The 23,377-nt window shown below is 61.2% G+C and carries 29 protein-coding genes and 1 tRNA gene; 19 read left to right on the plus strand and 11 right to left on the minus strand.

The window, feature by feature from the left end:
• Nucleotides 1-2 precede the first annotated feature (2 nt).
• The 3 genes from CO655_RS18110 (at nt 3) to pncB (ending at nt 2,885) form a co-directional block, all read left to right on the plus strand.
• Nucleotides 3-962 carry a glyoxylate/hydroxypyruvate reductase A gene (locus CO655_RS18110; RefSeq protein ID WP_097608123.1) on the plus strand — a complete coding sequence of 320 codons (960 nt, stop codon included), beginning with the start codon at nt 3-5 and terminating at the stop codon, nt 960-962.
• An 87-nt stretch (nt 963-1,049) separates the two neighbouring features.
• Nucleotides 1,050-1,412, plus strand: a complete 363-nt coding sequence (locus CO655_RS18115; RefSeq protein WP_097608124.1) for a hypothetical protein — start codon at nt 1,050-1,052, stop codon at nt 1,410-1,412.
• A gap of 168 nt (nt 1,413-1,580) precedes the next feature.
• The gene (gene pncB / locus CO655_RS18120; protein ID WP_004673542.1) at nt 1,581-2,885 is read left to right on the plus strand and encodes a nicotinate phosphoribosyltransferase; all 1,305 of its coding nucleotides are present in this window, start codon (nt 1,581-1,583) and stop codon (nt 2,883-2,885) included.
• Here the strand turns inward: pncB and CO655_RS18125 are convergent.
• Both CO655_RS18125 and CO655_RS18130 read right to left on the minus strand, forming a co-directional pair.
• Nucleotides 2,882-3,148 (minus strand): CrpP-related protein, encoded by a 267-nt coding sequence (locus CO655_RS18125; protein ID WP_097608125.1) that lies wholly within the window; start codon nt 3,146-3,148, stop codon nt 2,882-2,884. The two genes, pncB and CO655_RS18125, sit on opposite strands and share 4 nt — an antisense overlap.
• A gap of 325 nt (nt 3,149-3,473) precedes the next feature.
• Nucleotides 3,474-3,683, minus strand: a complete 210-nt coding sequence (locus tag CO655_RS18130) for a KTSC domain-containing protein (RefSeq protein WP_009994618.1) — start codon at nt 3,681-3,683, stop codon at nt 3,474-3,476.
• Nucleotides 3,684-3,895: 212 nt separating this feature from the next.
• On the opposite strand from CO655_RS18130, the gene CO655_RS18135 reads away from it, so the two are divergent.
• Nucleotides 3,896-4,147 carry a type II toxin-antitoxin system ParD family antitoxin gene (locus CO655_RS18135; protein ID WP_010026828.1) on the plus strand — a complete coding sequence of 84 codons (252 nt, stop codon included), beginning with the start codon at nt 3,896-3,898 and terminating at the stop codon, nt 4,145-4,147.
• Between the two features lie 2 nt (nt 4,148-4,149).
• Nucleotides 4,150-4,440 carry a type II toxin-antitoxin system RelE/ParE family toxin gene (locus tag CO655_RS18140; RefSeq protein ID WP_097608126.1) on the plus strand — a complete coding sequence of 97 codons (291 nt, stop codon included), beginning with the start codon at nt 4,150-4,152 and terminating at the stop codon, nt 4,438-4,440.
• Between the two features lie 31 nt (nt 4,441-4,471).
• On the opposite strand, the gene CO655_RS18145 is transcribed toward CO655_RS18140, so the two are convergent.
• A tRNA-Ser gene (locus tag CO655_RS18145) sits at nt 4,472-4,561 on the minus strand.
• 226 nt (nt 4,562-4,787) lie between these two features.
• Here CO655_RS18145 and CO655_RS18150 point away from each other — a divergent pair.
• Nucleotides 4,788-5,105, plus strand: coding sequence for a hypothetical protein (locus CO655_RS18150; RefSeq protein WP_038686170.1), 318 nt, complete (start codon nt 4,788-4,790; stop codon nt 5,103-5,105).
• Here CO655_RS18150 and CO655_RS33890 read toward each other — a convergent pair.
• Complete coding sequence (locus tag CO655_RS33890; RefSeq protein WP_170965047.1) at nt 5,095-5,259, minus strand: hypothetical protein; 165 nt, start codon at nt 5,257-5,259, stop codon at nt 5,095-5,097. The genes CO655_RS18150 and CO655_RS33890 overlap by 11 nt on opposite strands.
• Before the next feature lie 158 nt (nt 5,260-5,417).
• Here CO655_RS33890 and CO655_RS18155 point away from each other — a divergent pair, with 158 nt between their 5' ends.
• The 8 genes from CO655_RS18155 to deoA all read left to right on the plus strand — a co-directional run bounded on the left by CO655_RS18155 (nt 5,418) and on the right by deoA (nt 13,491).
• Nucleotides 5,418-6,410: a BMP family ABC transporter substrate-binding protein gene (locus tag CO655_RS18155; RefSeq protein WP_064693372.1), complete on the plus strand. Its 993-nt coding sequence runs from the start codon at nt 5,418-5,420 to the stop codon at nt 6,408-6,410.
• Between the two features lie 88 nt (nt 6,411-6,498).
• Entirely contained in the window at nt 6,499-8,010 is a 1,512-nt protein-coding gene (locus CO655_RS18160) for an ABC transporter ATP-binding protein (RefSeq protein ID WP_097608127.1), read from the plus strand.
• 7 nt (nt 8,011-8,017) lie between these two features.
• Nucleotides 8,018-9,121, plus strand: coding sequence for an ABC transporter permease (locus CO655_RS18165; RefSeq protein ID WP_097608128.1), 1,104 nt, complete (start codon nt 8,018-8,020; stop codon nt 9,119-9,121).
• 10 nt (nt 9,122-9,131) lie between these two features.
• Nucleotides 9,132-10,103 carry an ABC transporter permease gene (locus CO655_RS18170; protein ID WP_097608129.1) on the plus strand — a complete coding sequence of 324 codons (972 nt, stop codon included), beginning with the start codon at nt 9,132-9,134 and terminating at the stop codon, nt 10,101-10,103.
• 2 nt (nt 10,104-10,105) lie between these two features.
• Nucleotides 10,106-10,495: a cytidine deaminase gene (locus tag CO655_RS18175; RefSeq protein ID WP_004673557.1), complete on the plus strand. Its 390-nt coding sequence runs from the start codon at nt 10,106-10,108 to the stop codon at nt 10,493-10,495.
• The gene (locus CO655_RS18180; protein WP_064681537.1) at nt 10,492-11,292 is read left to right on the plus strand and encodes a purine-nucleoside phosphorylase; all 801 of its coding nucleotides are present in this window, start codon (nt 10,492-10,494) and stop codon (nt 11,290-11,292) included. Before CO655_RS18175 ends, CO655_RS18180 begins: the two co-directional genes overlap by 4 nt.
• Before the next feature lie 113 nt (nt 11,293-11,405).
• On the plus strand, nt 11,406-12,182 hold the full coding sequence (gene deoC / locus CO655_RS18185) for a deoxyribose-phosphate aldolase (RefSeq protein ID WP_097665762.1): 777 nt from the start codon (nt 11,406-11,408) through the stop codon (nt 12,180-12,182).
• Between the two features lies 1 nt (nt 12,183).
• Nucleotides 12,184-13,491, plus strand: a complete 1,308-nt coding sequence (deoA, locus tag CO655_RS18190; RefSeq protein ID WP_097608131.1) for a thymidine phosphorylase — start codon at nt 12,184-12,186, stop codon at nt 13,489-13,491.
• Nucleotides 13,492-13,497: 6 nt separating this feature from the next.
• Here the strand turns inward: deoA and CO655_RS18195 are convergent, their stop codons facing one another.
• The 7 genes from CO655_RS18195 to CO655_RS18225 form a co-directional block, all read right to left on the minus strand.
• Complete coding sequence (locus tag CO655_RS18195) at nt 13,498-14,067, minus strand: TIGR02281 family clan AA aspartic protease (protein ID WP_097665764.1); 570 nt, start codon at nt 14,065-14,067, stop codon at nt 13,498-13,500.
• A gap of 127 nt (nt 14,068-14,194) precedes the next feature.
• Nucleotides 14,195-14,824: a uracil phosphoribosyltransferase gene (gene upp / locus CO655_RS18200; RefSeq protein WP_097608133.1), complete on the minus strand. Its 630-nt coding sequence runs from the start codon at nt 14,822-14,824 to the stop codon at nt 14,195-14,197.
• A 131-nt stretch (nt 14,825-14,955) separates the two neighbouring features.
• Complete coding sequence (locus CO655_RS18205; RefSeq protein WP_097665766.1) at nt 14,956-15,924, minus strand: adenosine deaminase; 969 nt, start codon at nt 15,922-15,924, stop codon at nt 14,956-14,958.
• Entirely contained in the window at nt 15,921-17,141 is a 1,221-nt protein-coding gene (locus tag CO655_RS18210) for a phosphopentomutase (RefSeq protein WP_097608135.1), read from the minus strand. The genes CO655_RS18205 and CO655_RS18210 overlap by 4 nt, the downstream gene beginning before the upstream one ends.
• Nucleotides 17,142-17,246: 105 nt before the next feature.
• The gene (locus CO655_RS18215) at nt 17,247-17,828 is read right to left on the minus strand and encodes a TadE/TadG family type IV pilus assembly protein (protein ID WP_097665768.1); all 582 of its coding nucleotides are present in this window, start codon (nt 17,826-17,828) and stop codon (nt 17,247-17,249) included.
• A complete protein-coding gene (locus CO655_RS18220) occupies nt 17,828-18,463 on the minus strand; it encodes a TadE/TadG family type IV pilus assembly protein (RefSeq protein ID WP_097665770.1) in 636 nt (211 codons plus the stop codon). The genes CO655_RS18215 and CO655_RS18220 overlap by 1 nt, the downstream gene beginning before the upstream one ends.
• Nucleotides 18,464-18,573: 110 nt before the next feature.
• A complete protein-coding gene (locus tag CO655_RS18225) occupies nt 18,574-18,981 on the minus strand; it encodes a pilus assembly protein N-terminal domain-containing protein (RefSeq protein WP_010028435.1) in 408 nt (135 codons plus the stop codon).
• A 378-nt stretch (nt 18,982-19,359) separates the two neighbouring features.
• Here CO655_RS18225 and CO655_RS18230 point away from each other — a divergent pair, with 378 nt between their 5' ends.
• The 5 genes from CO655_RS18230 (at nt 19,360) to CO655_RS18250 (ending at nt 23,373) form a co-directional block, all read left to right on the plus strand.
• Nucleotides 19,360-19,545, plus strand: coding sequence for a Flp family type IVb pilin (locus CO655_RS18230; RefSeq protein WP_064681527.1), 186 nt, complete (start codon nt 19,360-19,362; stop codon nt 19,543-19,545).
• 122 nt (nt 19,546-19,667) lie between these two features.
• Nucleotides 19,668-20,180, plus strand: a complete 513-nt coding sequence (locus CO655_RS18235; protein WP_097608137.1) for a prepilin peptidase — start codon at nt 19,668-19,670, stop codon at nt 20,178-20,180.
• A 110-nt stretch (nt 20,181-20,290) separates the two neighbouring features.
• Nucleotides 20,291-21,106 (plus strand): Flp pilus assembly protein CpaB, encoded by an 816-nt coding sequence (gene cpaB, locus CO655_RS18240; RefSeq protein ID WP_097665772.1) that lies wholly within the window; start codon nt 20,291-20,293, stop codon nt 21,104-21,106.
• Between the two features lie 12 nt (nt 21,107-21,118).
• Nucleotides 21,119-22,618 carry a type II and III secretion system protein family protein gene (locus CO655_RS18245; protein WP_097665774.1) on the plus strand — a complete coding sequence of 500 codons (1,500 nt, stop codon included), beginning with the start codon at nt 21,119-21,121 and terminating at the stop codon, nt 22,616-22,618.
• Complete coding sequence (locus CO655_RS18250; RefSeq protein WP_097665776.1) at nt 22,615-23,373, plus strand: CpaD family pilus assembly protein; 759 nt, start codon at nt 22,615-22,617, stop codon at nt 23,371-23,373. The genes CO655_RS18245 and CO655_RS18250 overlap by 4 nt, the downstream gene beginning before the upstream one ends.
• Nucleotides 23,374-23,377: the final 4 nt, after the last annotated feature.

A 23,377-nucleotide genomic window follows, 5' to 3' on the forward strand; every position in this document is an offset into this window, starting at 1 on the left:
TCATGTCCGCACCTTCTCCTGTTCTCGTCGACATCAAGTTCAATCCCGAAGGCGTCGCCCGTGTGCTGAAAACGGCTTTTGCCGACCGCGGCAGCATCAATCTCGCCGATCCGGCCGATCGGACGCGGGATCTCCGCGCGGCCGAATACGCGCTTGTCTGGAAGCCGGATGCCGATCTTTTCAACCGGGCGCCGAACCTCAAGGTCATCTTCTCGGGCGGCGCCGGCGTCGACCATATCATCGGCATGGACGGCCTGCCTGAGATACCAATCGTTCGTTTCGTCGATCGCAGCCTGACCACCCGCATGAGCGAATGGGTGGTGATGCAATGCCTGATGCATCTGCGCGGGCAATACGCCCATGATATCAGCCAGCGGCGGGGCGAATGGGCCAAGTTGATCGCGCCCGAAGCAGCGGAGGTGACGGTCGGCGTCATGGGCCTCGGCGTGCTTGGGCAGGACGCGGTCGCCAAGCTGAAAGTGATGGGTTTCAACGTCATCGGTTGGTCGCGTACCCGCAAAGAGATCGACGGCGTCGAAACCTTCGACGCGCGCGAATTGGATGGGTTCCTGGCCAAGACCGACATTCTCGTCGGCCTCTTGCCACTGACACCTGATACCACGGGCTTCTATGATAGCGGGCTATTTAAAAAGCTCCGCCGCGACGGCGCGCTTGGGCGGCCGGTGTTCATCAATGCCGGCCGCGGCCGCAGCCAGGTCGAGGCCGACATCGTCTCGGCCATCCGGGACGGCATCCTCGGCGGCGCTTCGCTTGATGTTTTCGAGGTGGAGCCCTTAGCGTCAGACAACCCGCTATGGGATTTGGAGAACGTCTTCATCACCCCGCATGACGCGGCGGTCTCCGAAGAGAACGCGCTGTTCCGCCATGTCGAGACGCAGATCGCCCGTTTCGAGCGCGGTGAGCCGCTGCAATTCGTGGTCGACCGCGCCGCCGGCTATTGAGCGTCCGGAACCTTCGAGACGACTGACCGTTTTCTCTGCGACAGTTTCTTGCGGCCGGATCGGCCGCTAAGACAGCGGAAGGAGACGATGATGGCGCATCAGACGGAAACACGCTGGGAAAAATCCGACGGCAAGCTTCACAAGGAAGAGCTGATCCCGCCGGTCAAGGCAAAGCAGGGGCGCATGGGATACCGAATCCTGACGGTGCTGCTCGTCGCGCTGATCCTCGCTTTCGTCGTTTGGATCCCGGTCGAGATCTGGGGCAATCGCGAGGCGAACGAGGTGGCGCCGCAGCAGCCCGGTCAGCAGCTCCAGCAACAGCAATCGGACGCAGCACCTGCCCCGACGCCGCAGAACGGCAATGCCGTGCCGACGGAGACCCCGGCAACAGCGCCGGCCCCGAATGCTGCACCTGCGGCACCGGCCCAGCCAGCGGCGCCGGCCCAATAGAGCAATTCCAGATGATCTCCCCATCCCGCCGCCATGCCGAGGCGGGATGTTTATGTTTTGTCTGGACTTTTCCTGCCGATTTTTCGATAAGAAGACGCACGAGCCGGTTTCGTGCGCCGGCCCGCAAACTTGGCAGCACCTGACCGGATTGGACAGGGGCAGGAATTCATGGCCAAGACCGATATTGCAAGACGCGTCTACAATCACGCTTGGAAGCTCGACCCGATCATCCGCAGCCTGATCGATACCGACTTCTACAAACTGCTGATGCTGCAGATGATCTGGAAGCTCTATCCAGACGTCAATGCCTCCTTCACGCTGATCAACCGGACCAAACGCGTCCACCTCGCCGAGGAGATCGACGAAGGTGAACTGCGTGAACAGCTGGATCACGCCCGTACGCTGAGGCTCTCCAAGAAGGAGATGATCTGGCTTGCGGGTAACAGCTTCTACGGCCGCGCGCAGATTTTCGAGCCGGAGTTCCTCGCCTGGCTTTCCAACTTCCAGCTTCCCGAATACGAGCTGTCGAAGAAGGACGGTCAATATGTGCTCGATTTTCATGGGGCCTGGAAGGAAACCACGATGTGGGAGATCCCGGCGCTCGCGATCGTCAACGAGCTGCGGTCGCGCTCGGCGATGAAGGCTCTCGGCCCTTTCACCCTTGACGTGCTCTATGCCCGCGCCAAGGCGAAGATGTGGTCGAAGGTCGAGCGGCTGAGGGAACTGCCGGGCTTGCGCATCTCCGATTTCGGTACCCGCCGCCGCCACAGTTTTCTCTGGCAGCGCTGGTGCGTCGAGGCGCTGAAGGAAGGCATCGGCCCGGCCTTTACCGGCACCAGCAATGTATTGCTGGCTATGGATTCCGATCTCGAGGCGGTGGGCACCAATGCCCATGAGCTGCCGATGGTGGCGGCTGCCCTGGCGCAAACCGACGAGCAGCTGCGCAACGCGCCCTACAAGATCCTGCGCGACTGGAACAAGCTCTATGGCGGCAACCTTCTGATCGTCCTGCCGGATGCCTTTGGCACTGCGGCCTTCCTGCGCGACGCGCCGGAATGGGTGGCCGACTGGACCGGCTTCCGCCCGGACAGCGCGCCGCCGATCGAAGGCGGTGAGAAGATCATCGACTGGTGGAAGAAGATGGGCCGCGATCCGCGCCAGAAGCTGCTGATCTTCTCCGACGGCCTCGATGTCGACGCCATCATCGATACCTACCGGCATTTCGAAGGTCGGGTGCGGATGAGCTTCGGCTGGGGCACGAACCTGACCAATGATTTTGCCGGCTGCGCCCCGACCGAAATCTCGGGCCTCAACCCGATCTCGGTCGTCTGCAAAGTCAGCGATGCCAATGGCCGTCCGGCGGTGAAGCTCTCAGACAATCCGCAGAAGGCGACCGGCGAACCGGCAGAGGTCGAACGTTACCTGAAATTCTTCGGCACCGAGGACAGGGTCGATCAGACCGTCCTGGTTTAGGCTTGCCACGCCGCACGGCCATCCCCGGATACGGCGCGGCCGTTCCGCGGCACGGCGTGGCCGTCCCGGGGCATATCGATGTGCCCGGCCATCGCGTCCTCGATTGACCAGCCGAAGCGCCAGGCGTCGAACATTGAAAACCATTCCTGAAGGTCGGTGATCGGCAGCACATCCGGTTTCGACATCGGATTGTCGGCCAGACTGCGGCCGAGCGAACGGTCGCGTGCGCCGCGTTCCTGCATCTCAAGCAGATCCTCGAACATCGTCACCCCCTCTTTAGATGGGTTTATGCAATCATGCTAATGAAGCCTTGTCGAGTCCGGATGCGATGATTCCGGTTTTTCACAGGATTAGCCCTAATTTGCTATCTCGACGCTGATTGACGGGGAGGCCCGGCTTCCTGGCTGGGGTCCGCCGCCGAGCCTCCCGGCTGGCCGATCTTCAAGTCGGCAGCGCCGACAACTTGTCGCCTTCCGGCCGGGGCGATCCAACCAAGATGAGATCAATGGTGAACGGTCGGCTAATATCCACCGGATCTGTGCCGATTCCATACGACCCGTCAGGTCGGCTGCGGCATGCCTCGACGGTTCAGGCCGCCAGCCTGCGAAACCGGGTTCTGATCCGGTCGAGGTAATAATGGCCGGGAGACGGCGCCGCCGTCATCGCATGGGCTTCCGAAGAGGGAACGCCCTCGAACAGCCGCTCCTCGCCATTCCTAAAGCAAATCCTGAGCCGCCCGTCTTCCTGGCTGAAATAGACGGATTTGATGATCTTCGACTTCACCGAAAGTTCTTCCACCTGTTTTACCTCTGTTTTTAGTTTTGCAGACGGTAAACCCAAACGTGCAAAGACGCGGTGAAGCAGCGTGGTAAAAATTCAGGAATCTCTCTGATCAACCCTGGCGTTTACTTCGATGGGGATCGGGCCTTCGTTTCCGCAGGTTATGGGAGATCAGGCGATGTTGACAAACTTTGCCAAACAACTCAATTTTGATGAAACGGAGAGCTTCGATGGCGACCATGAACGTATCGCTGCCCGATCCCATGAAAGATTGGGTGGAAGCGCAAACCAAAACAGGCCGTTATGCCAATGCGAGCGATTATGTCCGCGACCTCATCAGGAAAGATCAGGAGCGAAACGACAAGATCGCAGCTATGCAGCGCTTTGTCGATGAAGGCTTGAAGGGCGGCGTCGGGTCGCGGTCGAAGGACGAGCTGTTTGAGGCGGCGCGGGCGCGAGTGGAAAGCTCTCGCGGCAATTGATGATGGGCTTTCGCCTTACGGAAGAAGCGGAAGAGGACATTGTCGGCATAGCCGAAACGGGCATTCGCCTGTTTGGCTCAGCGCACGCTCGGCGCTACCATGATGAACTCTACGCCATTTTTGATCTGATTGCTGCCAATCCCCGTATGGCGCGCGAACGGCATGAAATTTCTCCTCCGATGCGCATTCATCCGTTCAAGGCCCATCTCGTCGTTTATACAATTGCGGAGGGCGATAATGTTCTCATTGTCCGTATTCGCCACGGACACGAAGATTGGTCCAGTCAGGTTTAAAATTCAATCTGTTGGATGAAAATGCGAAAAATGGCGGACAGGGAGGGATTCGAACCCTCGGTACGCTTTCACGTACACACGCGTTCCAGGCGTGCGCCTTAAACCACTCGGCCACCTGTCCTTTGGCGTTCGCACCAGGAGAGGAGCAAATCGTCGGAACGGCGCGATATATACCGATGAATTTTTGTCGATCAACCCAAATCTAACAGTTTTTTGACTTCTTCCGATAAAACTCGCTTGCGCCCGTCCATTGTGCTTCACCCCATCGATGACTATGTAATTCTCAAGGTGGAGAATGGCGCGGGTCCGCCGGAATTGTCCGGCATATCGAAGCGTCGGAGGAGTTGATGCGTTTCCTGTTGCGTCTGGCCAGTCTTGTCGCGCTTGCGGCGGCCGTTATTGCCGGGACCATCGATTCGATCCAGTCGGTTGCGGCATCCGCCGTTGTCATGACGCCGATGTCGGAGGCCTGGCAGGATGTGAGCCCGGACACGCTGACGTCGCTGCAATCTGCGCTTTCCTACTATATCCATCCCCGCTTCTATGCCTTCATCTTCCAGTGGCTGATGCTCCAGCCGGCCTTTGCCGTCTTTCTGGTGATCGCGCTGCTTCTCTGGATGATCGGCTACAAGAAGCCGCCGATCGCCGGTCGCTTCACCGCATAGCTGTTTGAGCCGGTGCGATCCGGCAAAAGACCGGGTGCATTTGCCCTTCCCCGGTTTCAGCAACGGCCAGCGGATCGGCTAAAAAATCCGCATCCCGGTCGGCGAGATGTCCAAAAATCCGCCCGGCAGAACTGATTTTCAGCAATTGCTGCAAATCTTTACCGCCTGAAAAATTTCTGGTGAATTTTTCCGTGAGCCATGCAAGGATGCGCGCAGCCAGGCCTCCGGGGGGAGGTCGGTGGTTCCGCAGACATGTCCGCAAAGGGCTTGCGGGAGGACCCCAAACAAATAGCAACAACAGGGCTGCAACTCATGAAAAAATCCCTTCTCACTCTTCTTGCCGTGGCTGCCATGTCGACGACGGCGCTTGCCGCCGATGTCAAGCCGGCGCTGGTTTACGGCACTGGCGGGAAGTTCGATAAGTCTTTCAACGAAGCGGCCTATAACGGCGCCGAGAAGTTCAAGGCCGAGACCGGCATTGCCTATCGCGACTTCGAGCCGACCGGCGACACCCAGGGCGAACAGGCCATCCGCAACTTCGCAAGCCGCGGCTTCAACCCCGTGGTCGCCGTGTCCTTCGCCTGGACTTCGGCCATTGAGAAGGTCGCAGCCGAATTCCCCGACACCAAGTTCATCATCGTCGACTCCGTCGTCGACAAGCCGAACGTCCGCTCGGTCGTCTACAAGGAAGAAGAAGGCTCCTATCTCGTCGGTATTCTCGCCGGCATGGCCTCCAAGACCGGCAAGGTCGGCTTCGTCGGCGGCATGGACATTCCGCTGATCCGCAAGTTCGAATGCGGCTATGAGCAGGGCGCTCGCGCCGCCAAGGCCGACATCCAGGTTTTCCAGAACATGACCGGCACCACCGGTGCGGCCTGGAATGACCCGGTTCGCGGCGGCGAGCTCACCAAGAACCAGATCGACCAGGGCGCCGACGTCATTTACGCGGCAGCCGGCGCCACCGGCCTCGGCGTTCTGCAGACCGCCGCCGACAACAAGAAGCTGTCGATCGGCGTCGACTCCAACCAGAACCATCTGCATCCGGGCTCGGTGCTGACCTCGATGGTCAAGCGCGTCGACCTCGCCGTTTACAACGCCTATACCGACACCAAGAACGACAAGTTCACCGGCGGCGTTCAGGCGCTCGGCGTCAAGGAAGATGGCGTTGGCGCCGCGATCGACGACAACAACAAGTCGCTGATCACGCCGGAAATGCAGGCCGCCGTCGACAAGGCCAAGGCCGATATCATTGCCGGAACCGTCAAGGTTCACGATTACACCTCGGACAATTCTTGCCCGAAGTGATCCGCGCCCTGATGTAATCGACGATTGAGATCGGGCGTATGGCGGAGGGGATTTTCGCCATACGCCCTTTTCTTATTTGGAGCCTGCTGTGACAGATAAGCCCGCTATCGAGCTTGTCGGCATCGATAAGAAGTTCGGTGCCGTCCACGCCAACAAGGACATCAACCTCACCGTTGCCAAGGGGACGATCCACGGCATCATCGGCGAGAACGGCGCCGGCAAATCGACGCTGATGTCGATCATTTACGGTTTTTACCACGCCGACAGCGGTGAGATCCGCGTGAACGGCAATCCGATCACCATTCGCGACAGTCAGGCGGCGATCGCCGCCGGCATCGGCATGGTGCACCAGCATTTCATGCTGGTCGACAATTTCACGGTGCTCGAAAATGTCATGCTCGGCGCCGAAGGCGGCTCGCTGCTGGCGAGAGGCGTCGCCTCGGCTCGCACCGAGCTCAAGCGGCTGGAAACGGAATACGGCCTCGAGGTCGATCCGGACGCGTTGATCGAAGAGCTGCCGGTCGGGCTGCAGCAGCGCGTCGAAATTCTCAAAGCGATGTATCGCGGCGCCGAAATCCTGATCCTCGACGAGCCCACGGGCGTGCTGACGCCGGCGGAGGCCGATCACCTCTTCCGCATCCTCAAGGTGCTGCGCGACCAGGGCAAGACGATCATCCTCATCACCCACAAGCTGCGCGAGATCATGGCGATCACCGATACGGTCTCCGTCATGCGCCGCGGCGAGATGGTCGCCACCCGCAAGACGGCGGAAACGACGGTGGAAGAACTCGCCGAGCTGATGGTCGGCCGCCGTGTGCTGCTGCGGGTGCAGAAGGGCGAGGCCAATCCAGGCGCTGCCGTGCTCTCCGTCCGCAACCTCACGGTCAAGGACAATCGCGGCGTCACCATGGTCGACAATGTCTCCTTCGACGTGCGCGCCGGCGAGATCGTCGGCATTGCCGGGGTTGCCGGCAACGGCCAGTCCGAATTGCTCGAAGCGATAGCCGGCATCCGCAAACCCACCTCCGGCGAAATCCTTCTCGACGGCCAGACGATCGACAAGGCCGATCCCGCCCGTCTGCGCGACCTCGGCCTCGCCCATATTCCCGAGGACCGCCACCACATGGGCCTGGTTCTGAAATTCGAGGAATATGAAAATTCCGTGCTCGGCTATCACCGCCGTCCGGGCTACAGCAAAGGTCCGCTGCTCGATCTCGAAGCGATCCGCAGGGATGCGATGGAGAAGATCGAAAAATACGACATCCGCCCGCCGAACCCGCGGCTGAAGACGGCAAACTTTTCCGGCGGCAATCAGCAGAAGATCGTCGTCGCCCGCGAGATCGAACGCGATCCGAAGATGCTGATCATCGGCCAGCCGACGCGCGGCGTCGATATCGGCGCCATCGAATTCATTCACCGCCGCATCATCGAAATGCGCGATGCGGGCAAGGCGATCCTGCTCGTCTCCGTCGAACTCGATGAGATCCGCGCCCTTTCAGACCGTATCCTTGTCATGTTTGCCGGCCATGTGGTCGGCGAGAAGACGCCCGATGCCGGTGAACAGACCCTCGGCCTGATGATGGCCGGCATTGCCGCGTGAGGCCTTTATGAGCACTGCTTCCGTTCCGCTACCAAACTGGATCAACTACGGCCTGATCCCGCTTTTGAACCTCATCGTCGCCTTCCTGATCTCCGGCTTCGTCGTCTGGCTGATCGGCGAAAGCCCGCTTGCCGCACTCTCCCTGCTGATCGAAGGCGCCTTCGGCAGCGGCGAAGGCGTCGGTTTCACGCTGTATTATGCGACGAGCTTCATCTTCACCGGCCTTTCCGTGGCAGTTGCCATTCATGCCGGCCTCTTCAACATCGGCTCCGAAGGCCAGGCCTATATCGGCGGTCTCGGCTGCGCACTGGTAGCGCTGGCGCTCGACAATTATGTGCCCTGGTATGTGACGATGCCGATCGCCATCGTCGGCGCCGGTATCTTCGGTGCGGCCTGGGCCTTCATTCCCGCCTTCCTGCAGGCCAAGCGCGGCAGCCATATCGTCATCACGACGATCATGTTCAATTACATAGCAGCCGCCCTCATGGTCTATCTGCTGGTGCACGTGCTGATCGTGCCGGGCAAGATGGCGCCGGAAACTCGGACTTTCCTCGAAGGTGGGCAGCTTCCGAAGCTCGGCTGGGTCATGAACATCTTCGGCGCCAAGTTGGGTGCCGCACCCTTCAACGTCTCCTTCATCATCGCTCTTCTTGCCGCCTGGTTTGTCTGGATCCTCATCTGGCGCACCAAGCTCGGCTTTGAGATGCGCACGCTGGGCGTGAGCTCGACGGCGGCGGACTATGCCGGCATTCCTTATGCCCGCATCGTCATCATCGCCATGCTGCTGTCCGGTGCGCTCGCCGGAATGATGGCGCTCAATCCGGTCATGGGCTCTTCCGCTCGTTTGCAGGTGGAGTTTGTCGGCGGCGCCGGCTTCGTCGGCATCGCCGTGTCGTTGATGGGCCGCAACCATCCGCTCGGGATCATCTTCGCTGCAATTCTTTTCGGCACACTCTATCAGGGTGGTGACTGGATCTCCTTCGAAATGCCGAACATCACCCGTGAAATGATCCTCGTCATCCAGGGTCTGGTCATTCTGTTCGCCGGTGCGCTGGAATATATGTTCCGGCCGGCGATGGTGCGCGTCTATCAGCAATTCCAGCGAGCTTGAGGAGCGGACGATGGATTATTATGACATCTTCATCAACGTCCTAAGCTCGACGGTCCGGCTTTCCATCCCGCTGATCTTTACGGCGCTGGCGGGATTGTTTTCCGAGCGCGCGGGCGTTTTCGATATCGGTCTTGAAGGCAAGATGCTGGGCTCGGCCTTCGCCGCGGCCTGTGTGGCCTATCTCACCGGTTCTGCCTGGCTCGGACTCGGTGCCGGCATCGTCTGCTCGGTGGCGCTCAGCCTGGTGCATGGCTTCGCCTCGATCACCAATCGCGGCAATCAGATCGTCTCCGGTGTGGCGATCAATTTCTTCATCGCCGGCATCACCATCGTGCTCGGCCAGGCCTGGTTCGGCCAGGGCGGGCGCACGCCACAGCTGCCGCCGGATGCGCGCTTCGCGCCGATCATCCTGCCGGGCGCCGATGCCCTCCGTGACGTGCCGATCCTCGGCCCGCTCTATGCCAACGTCATATCGGGCAACAATATCCTCACCTATCTCGCCTTTCTCGCCGTGCCCTTCTCCTGGTGGGTGCTTTACCGCACCCGCTTCGGCTTGCGGATGCGCGCCGTCGGCGAAAACCCGGGTGCAGTCGATACCGCCGGCATCTCGGTCGCCTGGCTGCGCTACCGCGCCGTCATGTGCGCCGGCATCCTCTGCGGCTTTGCCGGCACCTATCTGGCGATCGCCCAGTCCGCCGCCTTCATCAAGGACATGTCGGCCGGCAAGGGCTATATCGCGCTCGCCGCTCTGGTCTTCGCCAAGTGGAAACCGGTGCCCGTCATGTTTGCCTGCCTGCTCTTCGGCTTCCTCGATGCGTTGGCGAATTTCATGCAGGGCAAGCAGGTGCCGGTGCTCGGCGAAGTGCCGGTCCAGGTCTTCCAGGCGCTGCCCTATGTCCTCACCTGCATCCTGCTTGCCGGCTTCATCGGTGTCGCGATCCCGCCAAAGGCCGGCGGCGTGCCCTATACGAAGGAACGTTGATCATGTCCCACGACCTGTTCGAAGCCGCGCGCGGCGCCATGGCCTTTGCCCATGCGCCCTATTCGAAATTTCCCGTCGGCGCGGCAATCCGCGCCGAGGACGGCAAGGTCTATACCGGCGCCAACATCGAAAACCTCTCCTTTCCGCAAGGCTGGTGCGCCGAGCCGACGGCAATCAGCGCCATGATCATGGGCGGGGCCAGGAAGATCGTCGAAATGGCTGTTATCGCCGAGAAGCTGCCGCTCTGCCCGCCCTGCGGCGGCTGCCGCCAGAAGATCTCCGAATTCGCTTCCAAGGACACGAAGATCTATCTCTGCGACGAGGCCGGCGTGCAGAAGACCATGACCATGGAAGAGCTTCTTCCCTTCAGCTTCGAGACGGAACTCGGATGAAGGCGACAGTCGACCTGCTCGCCGCATTGCTCGGCGCCATCAAGCCACGCCATGGCATCGTGCTCGGCTCCGGCCTCGGCTCCCTCGTCGGTCAGCTGGACGGCGCCGTACGTATTCCCTATCGCGACCTGCCGGGCTTTCCCGTCAGCGCCGTCTCCGGCCATGCCGGCGAGGTCGTTGCCGGCCGGCTCGGCGGCGTGCCCGTCGTCATGCTTTCGGGCCGCGTGCATTATTATGAGAAGGGCGATCCCAACGCCATGCGCCTGCCGATCGAGGTCTTGAAGGCGCTCGGCGTCGAGGCGCTGATCCTGACCAATTCAGCAGGATCGCTGCGTGACGACATGCCGCCCGGTTCGGTGATGCAGATCACCGACCACATCAACTATTCCGGCATGAACCCGCTGATCGGCGAGGAAAGCGATCATCGCTTCGTCGGCATGACCAATGCCTATGATGCCGGTCTTGCTAGCGCGATGCGGAAGGCTGCGGCAAAGCTGAAGATCGAGCTGGCGCAGGGTGTCTATATGTGGTTCTCCGGCCCGAGCTTCGAAACGCCGGCCGAAATCCGCATGGCGCGCATCCTTGGCGCCGATGCCGTCGGCATGTCGACGGTGCCCGAGGTCATCATCGCAAGAATGCTGGGCCTGAGGGTTGCCGCCGCCTCCGTCATCACCAACTATGGGGCAGGCATGACCGGCAATGAGCTCAGCCATGAAGAAACCAAGGACATGGCGCCTGTCGGTGGCGCCCGTCTCGCCGCCATATTGAAAGACATGATAGCGGCCAGAACAGGATGATTTTAGGCCGGGTCGGCCTAAAATCTGAATCCTGTTCTTCATTAATAGCGAGAGCATGATGTCGTCCGAAAACCGCTCACACTTTTCGGCATCATGCTCTAGAGGAAGTGAAGATGAATAGCCATTCCATCCGGGAAACGGCGGCGGTCGCCCTTTCCCTTCTCGATCTCACCAATCTGAAGGACGATTGCACCGAGGCGCAGATCGAAGCGCTCTGCGCCCGCGCGCAGACGCCCTATGGCAACAGCGCTGCGATCTGCATCTGGCCGCGCTTCGTCGCCCAGGCCCGCAATATCCTCGGCACCGGCCATGCCGTGCGGATCGCGACCGTCGTCAATTTCCCGGCGGGCGAGATGGAAGTGGCCGATGTCGCCGCCGAAACCCGCGAGGCGATTGCCGACGGCGCCGACGAGATCGATCTGGTCATCCCCTACCGCAAGTTCATATCAGGCGACGAGAAGGCCGTGACCGACATGGTCAAGGCGGTGCGCGCCGAATGCGTCGGCCCCGTTCTGCTGAAGGTCATTATCGAGACCGGCGAATTGAAGGAGGCGGCATTGATCCGCCGCGCCTCCGAACTTGCCATCGAAGCCGGCGCGGATTTCATCAAGACCTCCACCGGCAAGGTCGCCGTCAACGCGACGCTCGAAGCCGCCGACATCATGATCCGGGCCATTCGCGAAAGCGGACGCAAGGTCGGCTTCAAACCGGCCGGCGGCATCGGCTCGGTGGCCGATGCCGCGCTCTATCTCAGCCTCGCCGAAACCATCATGGCGCCGGATTGGGCGATGCCCTCGACCTTCCGCTTCGGCGCTTCCGGCCTGCTCGACGATATACTGGCGGTTCTAAGCGGAGCGCAGCCGGCATCGGCGGCGGCGTCGGGCTATTGAGATGATCCCGCAGGAGATCATCCGGCGTAAGCGCGACGGCGGCGAACTCGACGCTGCCGATATCCGATCGTTCATCGATGCGCTTGCCGCCGGTCGATTGTCCGAAGGCCAGATCGGCGCCTTTGCCATGGCCGTCTGGTTCAAGGGCATGTCGCGCCAGGAAATCGTGGCCTTGACGCTGGCGATGGCCGATTCCGGCGATCGGCTGCAATGGGCCGATATCGACCGTCCGATTGCCGACAAACATTCGACCGGAGGCGTCGGCGACAACGTGTCGCTGATGCTGGCGCCGATCGCCGCCGCCTGCGGCCTCGCCGTTCCGATGATATCGGGCCGCGGCCTCGGCCATACCGGCGGCACGCTCGATAAGCTCGAATCCATTCCCGGCTATATGATCACCCCGGATGCGGACCTGTTTCACCAAGTGGTCAAACAGGCAGGATGTGCCATCATCGGCCAGACCGGCGCCTTGGCGCCTGCCGACGGCAGGCTCTATGCCGTACGCGATGTGACCGCCACCGTCGATTCCATTCCCTTGATCACCGCCTCCATCCTCTCCAAAAAACTTGCCGCCGGTCTTCAGACGCTGGTGCTCGATGTCAAGCTCGGCAACGGCGCCTTCATGGCTGAGCGCGAGCAGGCGGAAATTCTGGCACGGTCGCTGGTCGAGGTGGCGAATGGCGCGGGCGTGAAGACGTCGGCACTGATCACCGACATGAACGAGCCGCTCGCCGATAGCGCCGGCAACGCCGTCGAGATGCGCAACTGCCTGGATTTCCTGGCCGGCAGGAAAGGAAATACGCGGCTCGATACTGTCGTTCTTGCCTTCGCCGCCGAGATGCTGGAGAAATCGGGCATTGCCGCTTCGCCTGAGGAAGGCGAGGCAATGGCGCGCCGGGCCCTGTCGTCGGGCAAGGCAGCCGAGGTTTTTGCGCGGATGGTTTCCATGCTCGGCGGCCCGGCCGATCTCATCGAAAACCCGGACAGATACCTGGCTCGAGCCCCGGTTGAAAAGCCTGTCCCGGCTTCCCGGTCCGGCTGGCTTGCCGCCTGCGACGCCCGCGGCATCGGTGTCAGCGTCATCGATCTCGGTGGCGGAAGACGCCATCCCGCGGATCGGATCGATCATCGCGTCGGCTTCTCCGAACTCCTGCCGCTCGGCACCCGCGTGAATGCCGGCGAGCCGATCGCCCTCGTTCACGCCGCCGACGAAGCTGCGGCGGAGAGGGCAGCCGCAGCACTGGCCGCGCATTACCGCATCACCGAGGACGAGCCGGCGCTGAACCCCGTCATTGCGGGTCTTATTTGACGCAGTCTATTGCTTGAGGCTGAGCGAGCCGTCAGCGACGGAATAGGAGGCGAGCTTCTGCAGGAAGCTCATGCCGACCAGCGTCGTCGTCAGTGCGTCATCCCTAAGGACGAAGGCTTCGACATCGCGGACGCGGATGCCGCCGATTTCGATCCGGTCGAGCGTCACATGCGCGGCCTTGGTCTGGCCGTTGGCGGTGTTCACGCCATAGCGGAAATCGAGCTGGTTGGATGTGAAGCCCAGCCGGCGTGCGAGCGTCTCGTTGAGCGCGACATAGGTGGCGCCGGTATCGATCAGGCCTTGAACCGGCTTGCCGTTGATCTTGAAACTGCCGGTATAGTGACCCTGCGCATCCGCCCGCATGCGGATCACATTGCTGCCGGAGACGGGTGCGGGGGCTGCGGGCTTGTCGCTTTCGGTCGAGATGTAATTGGCGGAAAGAGTGTCGGCGGGCGACTGGCCGGTGCCTGTGACGAAGGACGGCACCTGTGTGGCGAGCACCGCGGCGATGCTGGCGAATATGACGGTACGCACAAGCATGAAACAGAAATCCTTCCTGTATAAACCCCCCTTCATGCGGGGCCTCATGCTTCCAGACTGCTAAGCCTGAAGTGCTGATAAGTTGCTAATATCGACAGCGAAAAGGCCCGGGGCGAACCGCCGGGCCTTAAAAGTCTTTCCATTTGGTAAAGGAAGGCTGAAATTACTTGGTGCCGTACATGCGGTCGCCGGCATCGCCGAGGCCGGGCACGATATAGCCCTTCTCGTTGAGGTGGCTGTCGATCGCCGCGGTGAAGACGGGAACGTCGGGATGCGCGGCGCGGAAATTGCGGATGCCCTCCGGGGCGGCAAGCAGGCAGAGGAAGCGGATGTTGTGAGCGCCGCGTTCCTTCAGCTTGTCGATCGCCGCGATCGAGGAGTTGCCGGTCGCCAGCATCGGGTCGACAACGATGATCAGGCGCTCGGCCACATCTTCCGGCGCTTTGAAATAATATTCGACCGGCTGCAGCGTTTCGTGATCGCGGTAGACGCCGATATGAGAGACGCGGGCGGAAGGCACCAGATCGAGCATGCCTTCAAGCAGCCCGTTGCCGGCGCGCAGGATCGAGGCGAAGACCAGCTTCTTGCCTTCCAGGATCGGCGATTCCATCGTCTGCAGCGGCGTCTCGATCGTTGCCATCGTCAATTCGAGATCACGGGTGACCTCGTAACAGAGCAGCGTGGAGATTTCGCGCAGCAGCCGCCGGAAACTTCCCGTCGATGTCTCCTTGCGCCGCATGATGGTGAGCTTGTGCTGCACAAGCGGGTGATCGATGACTGTGACGCCGTCCATGGGGAAGCCTTTCATTCTTTCTATCGAATGTTTCTTTCACGGAAATCGGCCCGACCGCAAGAGTGCAGCCGAATTTGCGCCGATCTTCCCCAACCTCCGGAGCCTTTCCCGGTCAGGAAAGGCGCGCACTCTCAAAGGCGGGCGAGCAGAGCCCTCCGCGTCTCCTCGTCGACGAAGGCCGCTTCGATTGCGGTGCGCGTCATGGCGTCGATCTCCGCATCGCCGAAGCCGAAAGCTTCGGCGGCAAGCGCATACTCCCGTTCGAGCGACGTATGAAAGAAAGGTGGATCATCCGAGCTGATCGTCACCTGCACGCCCGCTTCCTTCAGCCGGCGCAGCGGATGCGAAGCGAAATCGGGAAAGACCCGCAGTGCGATATTGGAGCCGGGGCAGATCTCGAGCACGGTGCCGAGATCGGCAAGCCGCTTCACCAGATCGAGGTCTTCGACGGCGCGCACACCATGGCCGATGCGCGCGGGGCGCACGGCATCAAGTGCATCGGCGACGCTGAAGGCGCCGCAAACCTCGCCGGCATGGATGGTGAGCCCCAGGCCGGCATCGCGGGCGATATCGAAGGCGCGGGCATAATCGGCGACGCGGCCCATGCGCTCTTCGCCGGCAAGATTGAAACCGGTGATCAACGGATTGCCGGCCTTGGCGGCATATTCGGCCGCACCGATCACGCTCTCCGGGCCGAAATGCCGCTCGCCGGTGACGATCAGCCGGGCCTCGATGCCGCTCTTTTCCCGAGCGCGCCGGATGCCTTCGCAGACACCCGCTATATAGGCATCGGCGCCGAGCCCGATGCGTTTGCCATGATCGGGTGAGACGATGAGTTCGCTGTAGATCGTGTTGATGGCGGCCAGTTCATCGAGATAGGTTTCGGTCAGAAGCGCATAGTCCTCCTCGGTCTTGTAGACCTCCGAAACCTTGTCGTAGCATTCGAGGAAGCTTGCGAAATCATGCCAGACATAGGCGCCGTCGCGAAGCTGCCCGCTGATGTCGATGCCGTATTTCCGCGCCTGCGCCTCGGTCAGGGCAGGCGGTGCCGCACCCTCCAGATGGCAGTGCAGCTCGACCTTCTTCAAATGCGATGTCACAGAAAACTCCTTCCGTGCGGTCCGGCCGGAATGCCGAGATGGCGCGCAATGCTTTCGCCTATATCGGCATAGGTGCGGCGTACGCCGATCGAACGCGACCTTATGCCGGGGCCATAGGCGATAACAGGCACGCGTTCGCGCGTATGGTCGGTGCCGCGCCAGGTCGGATCGCAGCCATGATCGGCGGTAAGCACGACGAGGTCGCCCAGCTTCAGCTTCTTGTGGACTTCGGGCAGGCGCGCATCGAAAGCTTCGAGGGCTGCGGCATATCCCGGCACGTCACGGCGATGGCCGTAATTCATGTCGAAATCGACGAAATTGGTGAAGACGAGATCGCCGTCCTCCGCTTCGTCGATCGCCGACAGCGTCGCATCCATCAGCGCCTCGTTGCCGTTTGCCTTGATCAGCCTGGAAATGCCCTGATGGGCGAAGATGTCGCCGATCTTTCCCACAGCATGCACATGCCGGCCGTGCTCAAGCAGCCGGTCGAGCAGCGTCGGCTCCGGCGGCAGCACCGAGAAGTCGCGCCGGTTTCCGGTGCGCTGGAAGGTGGAGGCCGAATGGCCGACGAAGGGCCGGGCGATGACGCGGCCAATATTGTAGGGATCAAGCAGTCCCCGGGCGATACGGCAGAAGGCGAGCAGCCGATCGAGGCCGAAATGCACCTCATGCGCCGCGACCTGGAAGACCGAATCCGAAGAGGTGTAGCAGATCGGCTTGCCGGTGCGGATATGGTCCTCGCCGAGCCGGGCGATGATATCGGTTCCCGAGGCATGACAATTGCCAAGAATGCCCGGCACTTCAGCCTGCCGGCACAGCGCCTCGATCAATTGCTGAGGGAAGGCGTCGCCCTCGGTCGGGAAATACCCCCAGTCGAAGCTGACCGGCGTGCCGGCGATCTCCCAATGGCCGGACGGCGTATCCTTGCCGCGCGAGATTTCGCTGGCGGCGCCATAAACGCCGTAAACCTTGTCCGGGACGGGCATGCCGGCGGGGAAACGGCCGGAGGCGGACCGTGCGATGTGCATCAATCCCAGTTCCGACATGTTGGGCAGGGAAAGCGGCCCGCCACGCAATCCGTCGCGATCGCCGGCTCCGGCTGCACAGAATTCGGCGATGTGACCGAGCGTATCGGCACCCTCGTCGCCATAGGCCGCCGCATCCGGCGCGCCGCCGACACCGAAGGAATCCAGAACGAAAAGAAAGGCACGCGCCATGTTACACCCGAGAGACCGATTCACCCCTCCGGTATGTCGGAAGCGGCTAAGGCCCAGGCATATAATGCCGCGGCCGGCTTGGCAAATTCGAGATCGTGAAGGCCGTCAGCAGTCGCCGCAGGGGATCGAATCGCCTTGCCGCTGGCGGTAGAAATAGCTGCGGCTGATGGTGATCGTGCGCATCCCATCCGGCATGAAGTTCGGCGCGAACAGGAACATTGTATAGGGAATGCTGAGTTCGGTGCGGACGAGGAAGCTGTTGGCCGTCTTCATGTCCGAGGGCACGTCGCTGACGGCGGTGTTCTTGGCATAGGGCACGCTCCCGTCCTGCGCCCAGGACCAGAGTACCTTCGCATTGGCGCTGGCGTCGACGGTAATCCCGGTGATCTTCAGCGTCAGCGAGGTCGAGTTGTAGGGCACGAAGATCGCGGTTGCGACCGACCGCATCTCTGCGAGCGTGCTCTTCGTGACCGATTGCTGCTGGGTGACAAGATCGGCGATCGAACCGGCGGCGCGGGTCGCACGCTTGGAGACGCTGAGGCCGATCGTGATCTCGAAAGCGCCGATATAGAGCATCACGAGCACGGGAAAGAGGATCGCAAATTCGATCGCGCCGGCGCCCTTGCGCTCTCGGATCAGCCGCCGCGCCGTCAGTGGCAGTCTGGTGAACGGGTTGCGCAATGCCATTATGGATACTGCTCGTTCTGGAAGGCCGCGGTCGCGATAATCAGATATTGCGTCGGCATCGAACCGTCGGAGGGACGGATCGTCGTGATGTAAGGCCGGACCAGATCCGTGATGATTTCCCAGCGATAGTAAGCGCGCACCATGTTGATCGTGCTGGCGCCGCCGGGCGTATATTTGATAGCGGCCGTATTGATGTCGGAATATCTGTCGGTGGAGAGCTTGGGGATTGTCGTCGGAATGGCCGAGAAGGCGGTGAAGGTCTGCACATCCAGGTAAAGCTTGCTCGGCGTGGCGGCCTCGGTCGCCGAGCAGCTGATCAGGATCGCGATCTCGCCGCAGAAGGCCTGACGGAATTGCGTTTGAGTCATATCGGTCGTACGGCCGAGATTGTAGGTGATCTGCCCGGTCCGCATCCGGCGGCTCATCGTATCGACGGCATTGGAGACGAGTTCTTCGGCGGCGAAAGCGATGAAGGTTTCGAGGATCGCGAAGATCACGACGAAATAAGGGATGGCAAGCAGGGCGAATTCGATCGCCGCCGCGCCGTCGCGAGAGCGGGCGGCAGCGCGAAACTGGGAAAAACGGAACGGCGCAAAGGCGCGCTCCTCATCCGTCTTCTGATCAACTACCGTCATTGCTTGGACCCGAGCGACATCTACCTGCCACACTAGGGTCCGTTCGTTGATTTTCCGTTTCAGTCCGATACGACGATTTTAACGAATGGCGAAGATCCGAGCCGAGCCGATCAGGGTGACGTGCCGCCGGCCGCTTGCTGCGCATGCTGCTCGCAGTTCGGCGTGCAGGACAGCACGGAGCGCTCCGTCTGCCGGTAGACGCGCACCGTGTTGCCCTCGTCGATCGACACCAGGATGCGCTCGTCGAGGATGGCATTGCCGTCGGCGTCGAGAAGTACGAGATTAGTCGTGCCGAAGCTGCGCCCTGTCAGGACGATCGTCTTGGCATCGGCGACGGTCGCGTCGGCGACCTTGGCATTGCCGACGATCACCTTGCTGACGGGGCGGTCGAGCTTCAGCACGCGCGCGTGATCCATATAGACGCGCAGCATGTCATCGTCTGCGGCCGCGGAAACTCCCGAAACACCGAAAACGGCGATCATGCCGGCAAAGAAAATGGTTTTGCCGCTCGATGACATTTGGTCCTCTTTCACGATCACAGCGCAATAGCGCATAGAATGGAAAAAAATGGTGAATGAAGCTTTAAACTCACCCAGTTGTTTCGAGGTGAGGCAGGATGATCCGATTTGGCACGCGCTCCGGGCAGTACACGTCCCAGTTGGGTGCGGCGCCTATGCTATTTCCAGATGAAACCCCCTCGTTACCCAGGAGTATCGTTAAATATTGAGAGAAATGAATAAGGTAATACTTACCCTACAGCGGCCTCTTATTGCCTTCACACCTCGTTAACTCTTTTTCTTAAGCCGATAGAAACGCCCATTCACTAGATTGCGGTCATCCGATCAACGGCAACAGTTGGCGGACGTGCTGAACATCAACTGGAGTTAGGAGTAACCATGACCAAGCTTTTTAGCCGTTTTCTGAAGGACGAATCCGGCGCGACCGCAATCGAATACGGCCTGATCGCTGCTCTCATTTCCGTCGCGCTCATCACCGGCGCAACGAGCCTCGGCGGCAAGATCGGCAACACGTTCAACGGCCTGAGCACCAAGATGGACGGCGCCACTTCGGCGGCCAACTAAGCGAGCTGCCGCGAAGCGGCATCTCCCATTCTGGCCGGAACTGCTCTGGCTGGTCTATCGAGCGGGCTCACGCGCCGTACGGCCGTGAGCCTTTTCGCATCTTACGATGATCGGGTATACGCATGATCGCAGCTGCAGTCTTTCTAATTCTGCCACTCTGCCTCGCCATGGCGGCCTTCTCGGATCTGTTCACCATGACGATCCCGAACCGCGTTTCCCTGATCCTTATCGTCTCGTTCCTCGTGCTCGCGCCGCTTTCCGGCCTGGGCCTAGCGGCAATCGGCATACATCTTGCCGCTGCCGCTATCGTGCTTGCCGCCTGTTTTGCGCTTTTTGCCTTCAATGTGATGGGCGGTGGGGACGCCAAGCTTCTGACCGCCACCGCGCTCTGGTTCGGCCTGAACCAATCCCTTGCCCTGCTGATGGCCGACGTCGCCATGATCGGCGGTCTCATCACCCTGCTCATCCTGCTGGTGAGAACGCAGTCGAACACCATTCTCGCCATCGGCCTGCCGGTCCCGAACTCGGTGCTGCTCGCCAAGAAGATCCCTTACGGCATCGCCATCGCAATCGGCGGCTTCATGGCCTTTCCGTCCTCACCGATCTTCATCGCCGCGCTGGAAAGCCTGAAATAACGGCATTTTAAATGCTCGTTAACTTAAAATGTAAGCGTTCCATTAACCATAATTATACCAATTGCTGAGCATTCTGCAGGGCGAACATATCGTGCCTTGAGGAATGATCGATGAAACCGGCCCGCCTGATAATCCTAGCTGTCGCCCTGGTGGCAGCCGGCCTCGCCGGCTTCCTGGCGATGCAAATGGCCGGAAGTGGCAGTGTCGTCACCCAGGTCCAGTCGGTCATCGAGAAAGAACCCACCGTCAACATCCTCGTCTCGAGCGCCAATCTGCCGGTCGGCGCAAGGCTGGGCGACGACACGGTGCATTGGATGGCCTGGCCGAAGGACGGGGTCGTCCAGGGATTCATCACCGATGCCGACAAGCCGGATGCGATCAAGGATCTGCAGGGCGCCGTCGTGCGTCTGCCGATCTTCGAAGGCGAGCCGATCCGGCCTGAAAAGGTCGCCGATTCCAGCAGCCGTATCCTGTCCTCGCTGTTGCCGGCCGGCAAACGCGCCGTTGCGACCGAGATATCCGTGGCAACGGGCGCCGGCGGCTTCATCCTGCCGAACGACCGCGTCGACGTCATCATGGTCCGCAAGGGTACCGAGGCTAACAAGCTCATCACCGAAACGGTGCTTAGTAATGTCCGCGTTCTCGCCATCGACCAACAGATCCAGGAAAAGGATGATGGCTCGAAGGCGGTGGTCGGCACCACTGCGACGCTCGAGCTTACGCCCGATCAAACGAAGGTTCTCGCCGTCGCCCAACAGATGGCCGATCGGCTGTCGCTCGCGCTGCGCTCGGTCGCCGATGCGCAGGAGCAGGATACCAGTGCCGCCGACTACCTGCTGAGCGGTGACAACGGCAGTGCGATCATTCAGGTCATCAAGTCGGGCTCCATCGTAACGGACGCCGGCGAAGCGCCGAAGCCGGAGTAAAGGGACGTGCAAATGGGCAATTCAACGCGGCGCGCCAAGCTTCTTCTGACAGGCAGCCTTTCGTTTGCGGTGAGCGTCACCGGCCTGGCGCCAGCCCCTTTCGGGCCGCTGCTCGCCCTCGATCAGGCGCGTGCCGATTCTGGAAACCTTATCCGCATCGCGCAGACCGGCCCCGACGCGCATCGTCGGCTGAAGCTCGGGTTGAACAAGGCCGTCGTCGTTGATCTGCCGGAGGATGCGCACGATATTCTCGTATCCGATCCGAGCATGGCCGATGCCGTCACCCGTACCTCGCGGCGCATCTATCTGTTCGGCAAGAAGGTCGGTCAGACGAATATTTTTGTCTTCGGCGCCGGCGGGCAGGAGATCATCAATCTCGATATCGAGATCGAACGCGACGTCTCCGGTCTCGAAGCCAATCTCCGCCGCTTCATTCCCGATTCCGCCATCAACGTCGAAATCGTCTCCGACAACATCGTCCTGACCGGCACCGTGCGCACCCCGCAGGACGCCACGCAGGCCGCCGATCTCGCCCAGGTTTTCCTGAAGGGCGGCGAGGCGACGACGAGAACGGAGACGGCGTCCGGCACTGGCGGCGACAGCGCGGTGGCGCTCTTTGCCGAAGGCCGGCAGACTTCCCAGGTCGTTAACCTGCTGAAGATCGAGGGTGAGGACCAGGTCACCCTCAAGGTCACGATCGCCGAGGTCCGTCGTGAGGTGCTGAAGCAGCTCGGCTTCGACAACCTGGTTTCCAATTCCTCCGGCATGACGGTCGCCCAGCTCGGCACTCCCAGCGCCGACAGCGCGACGGCGACGGTTGGCGGCGGCCTGGCGGCACTCTTCAAGAGCTCGATCGGCAAATACGATATCTCCACCTATCTCAATGCGCTGGAGCAGGCCAAGGTCGTCAGGACGCTTGCCGAGCCGACGCTGACGGCTATCTCCGGCCAGGCCGCGACCTTCAATTCCGGCGGCCAGCAGCTTTACTCGACGACCGACAGCGACGGCAATGTCACCGTCGTGCCCTTCAATTATGGTATCAACCTGGCCTTCAAGCCGGTTGTCCTGTCGTCGGGCCGCATCAGCTTGGAGATCAAGACCAACGTCTCCGAACCGGTGGCCGGCAGCGGCAACGCCACCTATCAGCGCCGTTCGGCAGAGACCTCGGTGGAGCTGCCCTCGGGCGGCTCGATCGCGCTCGCCGGCCTCATCCGCGACAACGTCTCCCAGACGATGGGCGGCACGCCCGGCGTTTCGAAGATTCCGCTGCTCGGAACGCTGTTCCGCCAGAAGGGCTTCGAACGTCAGGAAACCGAGCTCGTCATCATCGCAACGCCCTATCTGGTGCGTCCGGTGGCGCGCAATCAGCTGAACCGGCCGGACGACAATTTCAGCCCCGAGAACGACGGTGCGACCTTCTTCCTCAACCGTGTCAACAAGGTCTATGGCCGCCGCGAGGCACCCGTCGCGGATGCACAATTCCACGGCTCGATCGGGTTTATCTACAAATGAGTGGAGGGGCATCGGCAGCAATGGCACAGAACAGAGATCAGGCGATGGCCTTCATGACTTCGACGACACCCCGGCTCGCAATCTCCAAGGCGTTTTTCGTCACGGCCGCCGTTTCGGTGGCGATCCTTTCCGGATGCGCCGGCCCGCACGACCAGCTGACAACCGGCGGCATTCCGGATGATTACCGTGCCCGTCACCCGATCATCGTCACAGAGGCCGAGCAGACGGTGGATATTCCGGTTGCTTCCACCGATCGGCGCCTGACCATCGCCCAGCGCGATCTCATCCGCGGCTTTGCCGCAAACTATATCTCCCGCGCCTCGGGTCCGGTGTATGTATTGTCGCCGGAAGGCTCGCCGAATTCGGCAGCCGCCCATCAGCTGCGCAATCAGGTCCGCGCCGAGTTGGCGTCGAGAGGGATCGCGAGCTCGAAAATCATCAATACGTCCTATGCCGCCGCCGGTGCTGGCGATGCGGCGCCGATCCGCCTGAGCTTCACCGGCACGACCGCGGTCACCACGCAGTGCGGTCAGTGGCCGAAGGACATTTCGAACGATTTCGCCAATCAGAATTACTATAATTTCGGCTGCGCCACGCAGAACAACCTCGCCGCCCAGGTCGCCAATCCGGAGGACCTGGTGGCGCCTCGCGGCATGACGCCGATCGACGCGCAGCGGCGCAACAATGCGATCCAGGAATACCGAACGACGACATCGACGATCGAGGATGTCGCCGGCAGCGACAGCAGCTTCTGAGGCG

Origin of the sequence: Rhizobium sp. M1 (genome assembly GCF_002531805.1) — a bacterium.
GTDB classification, from domain to species: Bacteria; Pseudomonadota; Alphaproteobacteria; order Rhizobiales; family Rhizobiaceae; genus Rhizobium; species Rhizobium etli_C.

Excerpts from the sequence above, each read along its gene's own strand:
- upp (WP_097608133.1), bottom strand. The coding sequence starts at position 14,824 with ATGGACGGCGTCACAGTCATCGATCACCCGCTTGTGCAGCACAAGCTC.
- CO655_RS18140 (WP_097608126.1), top strand. The coding sequence starts at position 4,150 with ATGGGCTTTCGCCTTACGGAAGAAGCGGAAGAGGACATTGTCGGCATA.
- cpaB (WP_097665772.1), top strand. The coding sequence starts at position 20,291 with ATGAAACCGGCCCGCCTGATAATCCTAGCTGTCGCCCTGGTGGCAGCC.
- CO655_RS18215 (WP_097665768.1), bottom strand. The coding sequence starts at position 17,828 with ATGGCATTGCGCAACCCGTTCACCAGACTGCCACTGACGGCGCGGCGG.
- deoC (WP_097665762.1), top strand. The coding sequence starts at position 11,406 with ATGAATAGCCATTCCATCCGGGAAACGGCGGCGGTCGCCCTTTCCCTT.
- CO655_RS18165 (WP_097608128.1), top strand. The coding sequence starts at position 8,018 with ATGAGCACTGCTTCCGTTCCGCTACCAAACTGGATCAACTACGGCCTG.
- CO655_RS18170 (WP_097608129.1), top strand. The coding sequence starts at position 9,132 with ATGGATTATTATGACATCTTCATCAACGTCCTAAGCTCGACGGTCCGG.
- CO655_RS18150 (WP_038686170.1), top strand. The coding sequence starts at position 4,788 with ATGCGTTTCCTGTTGCGTCTGGCCAGTCTTGTCGCGCTTGCGGCGGCC.
- CO655_RS18220 (WP_097665770.1), bottom strand. The coding sequence starts at position 18,463 with ATGACGGTAGTTGATCAGAAGACGGATGAGGAGCGCGCCTTTGCGCCG.
- CO655_RS18235 (WP_097608137.1), top strand. The coding sequence starts at position 19,668 with ATGATCGCAGCTGCAGTCTTTCTAATTCTGCCACTCTGCCTCGCCATG.
- CO655_RS18175 (WP_004673557.1), top strand. The coding sequence starts at position 10,106 with ATGTCCCACGACCTGTTCGAAGCCGCGCGCGGCGCCATGGCCTTTGCC.
- CO655_RS18210 (WP_097608135.1), bottom strand. The coding sequence starts at position 17,141 with ATGGCGCGTGCCTTTCTTTTCGTTCTGGATTCCTTCGGTGTCGGCGGC.
- CO655_RS18245 (WP_097665774.1), top strand. The coding sequence starts at position 21,119 with ATGGGCAATTCAACGCGGCGCGCCAAGCTTCTTCTGACAGGCAGCCTT.
- CO655_RS18225 (WP_010028435.1), bottom strand. The coding sequence starts at position 18,981 with ATGTCATCGAGCGGCAAAACCATTTTCTTTGCCGGCATGATCGCCGTT.
- deoA (WP_097608131.1), top strand. The coding sequence starts at position 12,184 with ATGATCCCGCAGGAGATCATCCGGCGTAAGCGCGACGGCGGCGAACTC.
- CO655_RS18115 (WP_097608124.1), top strand. The coding sequence starts at position 1,050 with ATGATGGCGCATCAGACGGAAACACGCTGGGAAAAATCCGACGGCAAG.
- CO655_RS18110 (WP_097608123.1), top strand. The coding sequence starts at position 3 with ATGTCCGCACCTTCTCCTGTTCTCGTCGACATCAAGTTCAATCCCGAA.
- CO655_RS18230 (WP_064681527.1), top strand. The coding sequence starts at position 19,360 with ATGACCAAGCTTTTTAGCCGTTTTCTGAAGGACGAATCCGGCGCGACC.
- pncB (WP_004673542.1), top strand. The coding sequence starts at position 1,581 with ATGGCCAAGACCGATATTGCAAGACGCGTCTACAATCACGCTTGGAAG.
- CO655_RS18155 (WP_064693372.1), top strand. The coding sequence starts at position 5,418 with ATGAAAAAATCCCTTCTCACTCTTCTTGCCGTGGCTGCCATGTCGACG.
- CO655_RS18180 (WP_064681537.1), top strand. The coding sequence starts at position 10,492 with ATGAAGGCGACAGTCGACCTGCTCGCCGCATTGCTCGGCGCCATCAAG.
- CO655_RS18195 (WP_097665764.1), bottom strand. The coding sequence starts at position 14,067 with ATGAAGGGGGGTTTATACAGGAAGGATTTCTGTTTCATGCTTGTGCGT.
- CO655_RS18135 (WP_010026828.1), top strand. The coding sequence starts at position 3,896 with ATGGCGACCATGAACGTATCGCTGCCCGATCCCATGAAAGATTGGGTG.
- CO655_RS18250 (WP_097665776.1), top strand. The coding sequence starts at position 22,615 with ATGAGTGGAGGGGCATCGGCAGCAATGGCACAGAACAGAGATCAGGCG.
- CO655_RS18125 (WP_097608125.1), bottom strand. The coding sequence starts at position 3,148 with ATGTTCGAGGATCTGCTTGAGATGCAGGAACGCGGCGCACGCGACCGT.